Below are 7,303 nucleotides of genomic sequence, written 5' to 3' on the forward strand. Positions count from 1 at the left end.
CTTTTTAATCCTCAAATCTCTTATTTTTTATACAACTTGGCAATGCCAACAGCATGCCGTATAAATTATAAAATATTTGATGGACTATAGGGTATGCGGAATGTCGGTTGGACCTAACTGTCCCCTCTCCCTCGGCTGAGGAGAAAAGTTCGTATGCACCTGATTCAATGGTAAATACCTCAATGGTCTCAAACTCCGGCAGAACTATCCAGTATTCAGGGATTCTAAATCTTTCGTATATCTTTTTCTTGGTAACAGTGTCCTTAGCAACTGATCCCTTGGATACAATCTCACACACCAAGTCAGGCACTCCCCTGATCCAGTCCTGGAAGATACCCATGTTCTCTTTTCTGATAAACAAGATATCGGGTTGCAATCTTTGTTCGCCATCCTTGAGGATAACGTCAAGCGGTGAGCAGAAGACTTTCCCTGTCCTGGTCTTTTTTATGTGCTGGCGTATAAGGTCATAAATATTACCAACTATATCTTGATGCTTTCCAAACGGACTAGGCCCCATAACCTCCACCCCATTGATTATTTCGGTCAGGTCAAAATCTCTCTCTAAAATTTGTGTCTCCATAAATATATTCTACCACACAGAGTTGTGTTTTTAACAACCCCTTTTCTCCCTGAGTTACCACTTGCGGTCCAGGGAGCGCAGTTTGTCCTGTGCGCTCGTATAGCCAAGTTGTGCCGCTCTGGTCCAGTCTTCGATAGCCTTGTCATAGCGTCCATTTTTGTTGTAAGCAATGCCACGGTGGTAGTAGGCATAAGCATCCCGGGGGTCAAGTTCAATGGCCTTGGCATAATCAGCAATGGCCCTGTTCCGGTCCCCCTTTCTGCCCCAGACAGTACCACGATTGTTGTACGCACCAACATACCGCGGGTCTAACCCTATAGCCCTGGTGTAATCGGCAATAGCCCTGTCACATTCTCCGTTTTCAACCAAGGCAAGACCTCGGTTATTGTACGCCCAGGCAAATAGGGGGTTGATCTCAATCGCTTTGGTGTAATCAGCAATAGCGTTGTCGTATTCCATCTTTTCAGCCCAGGCAAGACCACGGTAAAAGTACACCTGTGCAGGACGCGGGTCTAACTCTATAGCCCTGGTGTAATTAATTATCGCTTTACCGTGGTCTCCCCTGTCAAAGCAGTCAAGACCACGCTTTACATACGCATCGGCATCCCGCGGGGTTATATCGATGTTGCTTACCTTTGGCCTGGTGTTGGCTGAGACATGAGAACTCGTTGCACCGTTGTCTGCCCTATAACCAATAGACGCTAAATACTCCCGCGCATGTTTGGAGCCTAGTTGTGCCGCCCTGGTCCAATCAGCGATAGCCCTGTCATGGTAGCCTTTCTTATCCCAGGCAAAGCCACGGCTAAAGTAGGCCCAGGTAAACTGTGGGTTTATTTCAATCGCCCTGGTGTAATCAGCAATTGCCTTGTCGTAGTTGTTTTTTTCAAGCCAGGAGAAAGCACGGAAGGAATACATCTCCGCCACCTGTGGGTTTATCTCAATAGCCCTGGTGAGATCAGTAATAGCCCTGTCGTGGTCTCCTCCTCTGCCCCAGGCTATGCCACGATTAAAGTACTCATTAGCATCCAACTGTCAGTCCCTCCACTATGTGAAACGCTTACTTTACCCCTGCCTCACAAGGTCACAGAGGCATTTCATTATCCTGATAGTATGTCGTATACCAGTTGACAAACGCCCTGATACCAACCTCTATGGGGGTTGACGGCCTGAAATCGACATCCCTTTCGAGGTCCGTGATATCGGCGTATGTCTCTTCTACATCGCCGGCCTGGATTGCCATAAAGTTTTTCCGGGCCTTCTTGCCAAGGGCATCCTCGATACATTCGATAAAGCGCATCAGGGCAACGGGTGCGTTGTTGCCGATGTTGTAGAGCCTGTAGGGGGCAAAGCTGGTTGATACACCACCGCTCCAGTGTGGATCAGGTTGGGCCACACGGTCTGTTATCCTGACAACCCCCTCTATGATATCGTCTATGTAGGTGAAGTCCCTGACCATCTTTCCGAAGTTAAACACGTCTATGGCTCTGTTGTTGAGGATTGCATCGGTGAAGAGAAAGAGCGCCATATCCGGACGTCCCCACTGCCCATATACCGTGAAAAATCTAAGCCCCGTACAAGGTATCCCGTACAGACTTGCATACGTATGTGCCATCAATTCGTTTGACTTCTTCGTTGCCGCATACAGTGATATGGGATGGTCTACGTTGTGCTCTACGCTGAAGGGCTTGTCCCTGTTTGCCCCATAAACGGAACTCGATGAGGCAAAGACAAGGTGTTTGACCCCGTTAAACCTGCAACCCTCAAGGATGTTGAGGAAACCGTTGATATTACTTTGTATGTAGGCATAGGGATTAACCAGCGAATATCTGACACCAGCCTGCGCTGCAAGGTTTACAACACAGTCAAAGGCCTCCGTCTCAAACAACGCCCGCATGGCATCCCTGTCCGATATATCCATCTTTACAAACCTAAACCCGACTCTGCCATAAATCTGTTTAAGCCTGTTTAATTTAAGATTGACGTCATAATAATCGTTGAGGTTGTCAATGCCAATAACGCTGCGCCCCATGTCAAGCAATCTCTTGCACAGGTGAAAACCGATAAATCCAGCTGCCCCTGTTACCAATATTTTTTTCATGCCCTATAGATTTTATCACTCCTTATGTTATTTCGTCTGAATGCATCCCGCGTATCAACTATTATACACCTTGCGTATTGCTCAATAAATGCATAATCAAAGACACTGTGGTCTGTTATAAGGAGTACCAGGTCTGATTCCTTTAACAATTCGGCAGTTAGTTCAACGCTCGTCATATCTATATCGGGATAATGCCGATGCCCACGACAGACGCCGACGTAGGGGTCATTGTAGCACACCTCGGCGCCATCCTTTATGAGCAACTGTATGATCTTCAGGGCGGGAGATTCCCTCTGATCGTCGATGTCCTTCTTGTAGGCTACGCCTAAGACCAGTATCTTTGAACCCTTTACAGATTTATTAAATTGGTTAAGCGCCCCTCTGACCTTTTCAACAACAAAAAAAGGCATGTGCGTGTTTATCTCCCCGGCAAGCTCAATAAACCTGGTTGGAAAGTCGTATTGTCTGGCCTTCCAGGTCAGATAAAAGGGGTCTATGGGGATACAGTGTCCACCGAGTCCGGGACCGGGGTAGAAGGCATGAAAACCAAAGGGTTTCGTCTTGGCCGCCTCTATCACCTCCCACACGTCTATATCCATAGCGTCAAAGAGCATCTTCATTTCGTTGACCAGGGCGATGTTGACGGCCCGATAGATGTTTTCCAGGAGCTTGGCCGCTTCGGCAACCTTTGTTGAGGACACCGCTATAGTTTTGGCAATTATCGTGTCATACAATGCCTGTGCAACGACCAGACAGTCGTGGCTATGGCCGCTCACCACCTTTGGAATAGTTGAGGTAGAAAAGCTGGTGTTGTTGGGGTCTTCCCGTTCTGCGGAGTAGGCCAGGTAGTAATCCACCCCTGCGACCAACCCCGTTTCATCCAGGATTGCCCGTACATCGTCACTGGTAGTACCCGGATACGTGGTGGATTCAAGCACTATCAGTTGACCCTTTTTGAGATGTTTCCCAATAAGCCTGGTGGAGTTAAATACATACGTCAAATCAGGTTCACGGTATTTATTAAGAGGTGTAGGGACGCAAATTATTATGCAATCCATATCAGCGAGGCCAGAAAAATCACTGGTTGGCAAAAACTGTTTGCCCGTAAACTGTTTGATACGATTGACGTCAATATGCTTGAGGTAGCTCTTTCCCTCTTTTAACAAACATACTTTTGCCTCATCAATGTCAAAACCCGTAACGTTAAATCCCGCCCTCACAAATTCAATAAGCAGCGGCAGTCCCACATAACCAAGACCGATAATTCCTATTTTTGCATCCCTGTTTCGTATTAGTTCAAGCAGCTTCATACGTCATCCTCATATTTTTTTCAGTATTATTACCGCATTGACCCCTCCAAATCCAAAGGAATTGGACATGACTGTCTTGACGGTCATTTCAAGAGGCTCTCTGACAAGGTTAATGGAGCACTCCGGGTCAGGTTCATCGACATTTATGGTTGGCGGTATGACACCCTCCCTGATGGTCATGGCTGAGGTGGCCAGCTCAAACGCTCCGGAGGCCGCCAGCATATGTCCGGTTGCCGACTTGTTGGCCGTTATGGGCAGGATATCCGCCATGTCCTTAAACACCTCTCGTATAGCCATTGCTTCAGAGAGGTCGCCCAAACGTGTTGAACTGCCATGGGTGTTGACGTGATCGATATCCCCGGTAGTCAAGGCAGCAATGTTGATGGCCTGGAGCATGGCCTTTGCCTGAGAGGTGTTGTTGGGTCTTACCTGATTGTAACCGTCGGAGCTGTTTGCATAGGCCACTATTTCGGCATAAACCTGGGCACCACGACCAAGAGCCCTGTCATATGTTTCAAGGATCAAGACCGCCGCACCCTCAGACAACACAAACCCGTCCCTCTTTACGTCAAAGGGCCTGGAAACATGACTGCGGGAGAGCGCCCTGCAAGCCTCATATCCCATAAAGCATATATCACACAGCGGGGCATCACTGCCCCCGCTAACGGCCACCTCTGCATAGCCATCACTAACCAGGCGGTATGCCTCACCAACGGCATTGGCCCCCGAGGCACAAGCATTCGATATACCCAACGTATACCCGCCACTGCCAAACACCTCGGAGATATAGGAGGCCGCCATCCCAGGCGTAGTACCGGACATCAGGTAGCTGGAGAGGCGTTTATGGGTGTTAATGTCTCTGAGTGCCTCGTTAAGGCGGGTTATTCCACCCCTGCTTGTTCCCATGATGACGGCACAGTGATGGATATCGGCACGGTCTGAGGCACGGTCTTCAAGTGCCATTGCGGCAGCCACAAGGGCGTAATGGACAAAGGGGTCTAGGCGCCTTCGCTGCTTCTCCGAAAGATAGTCCTCCCACTGAAGCTCCCCGTCAATCCTGCCACAGCCCCTGCCCTCAACGACATCCAATCCGCACCTGCCGCTGATTAACCCCTCCCAGGCTTGTCCAAAGTTATTGCCCAGGGGGGTTATCGCTCCGATGCCCGTTATAACAACACGTCTCTTCTTCATCCCCCCCCGTTTGTAGCTAAACCGATGCAGGGGTGCATGTCAGTGACCTCCAAACTCACCCTTAAGCTCCGACTCGTCATAACCCACGATCACTTTCTCACCCTTGTTTATGACAAGCGTGGGAAAGGTCTCACGCGGATTAAACCTCCTGACCTCACCCAAGAGCTTATCTCTCGAGTCAAGGTCAACCAGATCAAGCTCTACAAGCACATATTCTATCTTGTTTGTATCAAGCAAATCCCTTGTCTTCTTACACGCCGGACATGTGCTTAAGGCAAAGAGGACTATATTTCTCATTTACTACCTCCATAATTATAGCCGGCTGGGCACTAGACTAACCCCCGATTAACTTTACAGTAGCGGCATGGACATCGTTATAAGCGGTTGGATGCGCCTTAATGGCACCCTTTTTGTCAATCCCGGTAAAGAACAAGTCTTGATGTTTGCCAACACTGATGGTCCTGAAAAAAGCGGTTGCCGTGGCCCCCGCTGACTTGAATCCGACCTCCTTCTTCATCCCGCCAACCAGAATTACGAGTCCCTCTCTGACATGTTCGGTATCTGCAATTGGCCGATTCAACAAGTACTTCTCACACCACAGGGCCTGAGTTCTGTCGATGAGACACTTGACCTGTGCCGGCAGACCAAAGAAAAACACAGGGCTGGCCAGTATAAACTTGTCTCCCTCATATATTGCCCTGTAGACCTCTGCCATGTCGTCGTTGACAACACATACACCAGTGTCATCGCATCCGCCACAGTTGCTGCAGGGGGCGATATCCATCATGTGAGGTTTAAAGATGGTCATCTGCACCCCCACCTCTTTTATTGCCCCCACGGCCACATCCAGTAACAGATCGGTATTTCCACCAGCCCTGGGGCTAGATTGAAAAATTACAACCCTCATTGATTAGTGCAGCGCCTCAAAGACCTTTCCAACCAGGTCTGCCGATGGCTTAAGCGTCTTGTCGCCATCCTTCTGCCACTTGGCCGGACAGGCTTCCTCACCGTGCTTTGACAGATAGGTGTTGGCCTTGAGTTTGCGCAGCACTTCGTCGAAGTTTCTGCCGAGGTTGTAGAAGTTTATTTCGGAATTTAATAGTATACCATCAGGACTAATAATAAAGGTACCCCTGAGGTCCAGGCCATTTGCCTCGTTATAGACGCCAAAGAGCCGCGACACATAGGCCGTATGGTCGGCGCCCATGATGTGCTTTACATTGGCCAGCGATTTCTCATCCCTCTGCCAGGCCAAGTGTACGAACTTGGTGTCCGTACTGATGGTTATGACCTCTGCACCCAGCTTTTTGAACTCTTCGTAGCGTTCCGCAATTGCCTCAAACTCCGTGGCACATACAAACGTAAAGTCCGCAGGGTAGAACACCAGCACGACCCACTTACCTTGCTCCGTGAGGTCCTCCAGGGATACCTCTGCAAACTGACCCTTTGCCGGTTCATAAGTCTCCAGTTTAAAATCCGGAACCTGCTGACCAACCCTCAAACTGCAACACATGTCGTCCATGTCATCATCAAAATCTTCAGACATCAGAAAAACCCTCCTTTTTTTAGCCCCGGTCACTACCAGGACAATAAATATATCATAGGGGGACACACTAGCCCCCCGGTATACGTGGATTACTCGTTTACGGTAATCTCCTTTGTAGCCTCCCATTGGCCATGCAGGTTGCATCTTTCCACAACCCTCAGAGTGGTAGTGCGGTGTTTGCCGCTCTTAAGCAGCGTTACCGTGGCCTCCGGTTTTGTAAACACCGGCGTCAGGTCTATTCTGACGTTGAAGTTTTGACCGGAATACACGTCTATCCACTGGATATGATGGGCCTCCTCCATAACGTGCGGGATTGCACCCACCTTGATGATTACTTTAAAAGGCTCACCGGACTTCACGACATCGGGACATTCAATGACCGGCATATGCTTCTTTTCCGAATCGGTCAGATTGTTTAGGTCTGCGGGTTTGTTTATTCCGCAAAACAGGCTCTTTTCAGACATCTCACTGCCTCCTTAAAATCTTATGCCTCTTCAAAGGCTTCTTTTGGGGCATTACATACAGGACAAGTATAATCATCAGGGAGATCGTTGAAACTTGTACCCTCCTTTGACTCA

10 protein-coding genes are annotated in these 7,303 nt (G+C 48.9%); all 10 read right to left on the bottom strand.

The window, feature by feature from the left end; genetic code table 11:
• Window positions 1-4 precede the first annotated feature (4 nt).
• Window positions 5-580 carry a Uma2 family endonuclease gene (locus tag HWQ67_RS10075; protein WP_218252562.1) on the bottom strand — a complete coding sequence of 192 codons (576 nt, stop codon included), beginning with the start codon at window positions 578-580 and terminating at the stop codon, window positions 5-7.
• 54 nt (window positions 581-634) lie between these two features.
• A complete protein-coding gene (locus tag HWQ67_RS10080; protein ID WP_218252563.1) occupies window positions 635-1,609 on the bottom strand; it encodes a tetratricopeptide repeat protein in 975 nt (324 codons plus the stop codon).
• A gap of 52 nt (window positions 1,610-1,661) precedes the next feature.
• On the bottom strand, window positions 1,662-2,678 hold the full coding sequence (locus HWQ67_RS10085; RefSeq protein WP_218252564.1) for an NAD-dependent epimerase: 1,017 nt from the start codon (window positions 2,676-2,678) through the stop codon (window positions 1,662-1,664).
• On the bottom strand, window positions 2,675-3,988 hold the full coding sequence (locus tag HWQ67_RS10090; RefSeq protein ID WP_218252565.1) for a nucleotide sugar dehydrogenase: 1,314 nt from the start codon (window positions 3,986-3,988) through the stop codon (window positions 2,675-2,677). Before HWQ67_RS10090 ends, HWQ67_RS10085 begins: the two co-directional genes overlap by 4 nt.
• A gap of 9 nt (window positions 3,989-3,997) precedes the next feature.
• Entirely contained in the window at window positions 3,998-5,179 is a 1,182-nt protein-coding gene (locus HWQ67_RS10095; RefSeq protein WP_218252566.1) for a beta-ketoacyl-[acyl-carrier-protein] synthase family protein, read from the bottom strand.
• 39 nt (window positions 5,180-5,218) lie between these two features.
• Window positions 5,219-5,476, bottom strand: coding sequence for a glutaredoxin family protein (locus HWQ67_RS10100; RefSeq protein WP_218252567.1), 258 nt, complete (start codon window positions 5,474-5,476; stop codon window positions 5,219-5,221).
• A gap of 37 nt (window positions 5,477-5,513) precedes the next feature.
• Window positions 5,514-6,086 (bottom strand): flavodoxin family protein, encoded by a 573-nt coding sequence (locus HWQ67_RS10105; RefSeq protein ID WP_218252568.1) that lies wholly within the window; start codon window positions 6,084-6,086, stop codon window positions 5,514-5,516.
• A 3-nt stretch (window positions 6,087-6,089) separates the two neighbouring features.
• Window positions 6,090-6,725 (bottom strand): peroxiredoxin, encoded by a 636-nt coding sequence (locus tag HWQ67_RS10110; RefSeq protein ID WP_218252569.1) that lies wholly within the window; start codon window positions 6,723-6,725, stop codon window positions 6,090-6,092.
• An 89-nt stretch (window positions 6,726-6,814) separates the two neighbouring features.
• Window positions 6,815-7,189 carry a class II SORL domain-containing protein gene (locus HWQ67_RS10115; protein WP_218252570.1) on the bottom strand — a complete coding sequence of 125 codons (375 nt, stop codon included), beginning with the start codon at window positions 7,187-7,189 and terminating at the stop codon, window positions 6,815-6,817.
• A gap of 20 nt (window positions 7,190-7,209) precedes the next feature.
• Window positions 7,210-7,303 (bottom strand): rubredoxin (locus HWQ67_RS20545; protein ID WP_218252571.1); only part of this gene is annotated, 94 nt, incomplete at its 5' end.

This window comes from Candidatus Magnetobacterium casense (assembly GCF_019173545.1).
GTDB lineage: Bacteria > Nitrospirota > Thermodesulfovibrionia > Thermodesulfovibrionales > Magnetobacteriaceae > Magnetobacterium > Magnetobacterium cryptolimnobacter.

What these genes read in the sequence shown, in the direction of transcription:
- HWQ67_RS10075 (WP_218252562.1), bottom strand. Translation starts at nt 580, where the DNA reads ATGGAGACACAAATTTTAGAGAGAGATTTTGACCTGACCGAAATAATC.
- HWQ67_RS10085 (WP_218252564.1), bottom strand. Translation starts at nt 2,678, where the DNA reads ATGAAAAAAATATTGGTAACAGGGGCAGCTGGATTTATCGGTTTTCAC.
- HWQ67_RS10090 (WP_218252565.1), bottom strand. Translation starts at nt 3,988, where the DNA reads ATGAAGCTGCTTGAACTAATACGAAACAGGGATGCAAAAATAGGAATT.
- HWQ67_RS10095 (WP_218252566.1), bottom strand. Translation starts at nt 5,179, where the DNA reads ATGAAGAAGAGACGTGTTGTTATAACGGGCATCGGAGCGATAACCCCC.
- HWQ67_RS10100 (WP_218252567.1), bottom strand. Translation starts at nt 5,476, where the DNA reads ATGAGAAATATAGTCCTCTTTGCCTTAAGCACATGTCCGGCGTGTAAG.
- HWQ67_RS10105 (WP_218252568.1), bottom strand. Translation starts at nt 6,086, where the DNA reads ATGAGGGTTGTAATTTTTCAATCTAGCCCCAGGGCTGGTGGAAATACC.
- HWQ67_RS10110 (WP_218252569.1), bottom strand. Translation starts at nt 6,725, where the DNA reads ATGTCTGAAGATTTTGATGATGACATGGACGACATGTGTTGCAGTTTG.
- HWQ67_RS10115 (WP_218252570.1), bottom strand. Translation starts at nt 7,189, where the DNA reads ATGTCTGAAAAGAGCCTGTTTTGCGGAATAAACAAACCCGCAGACCTA.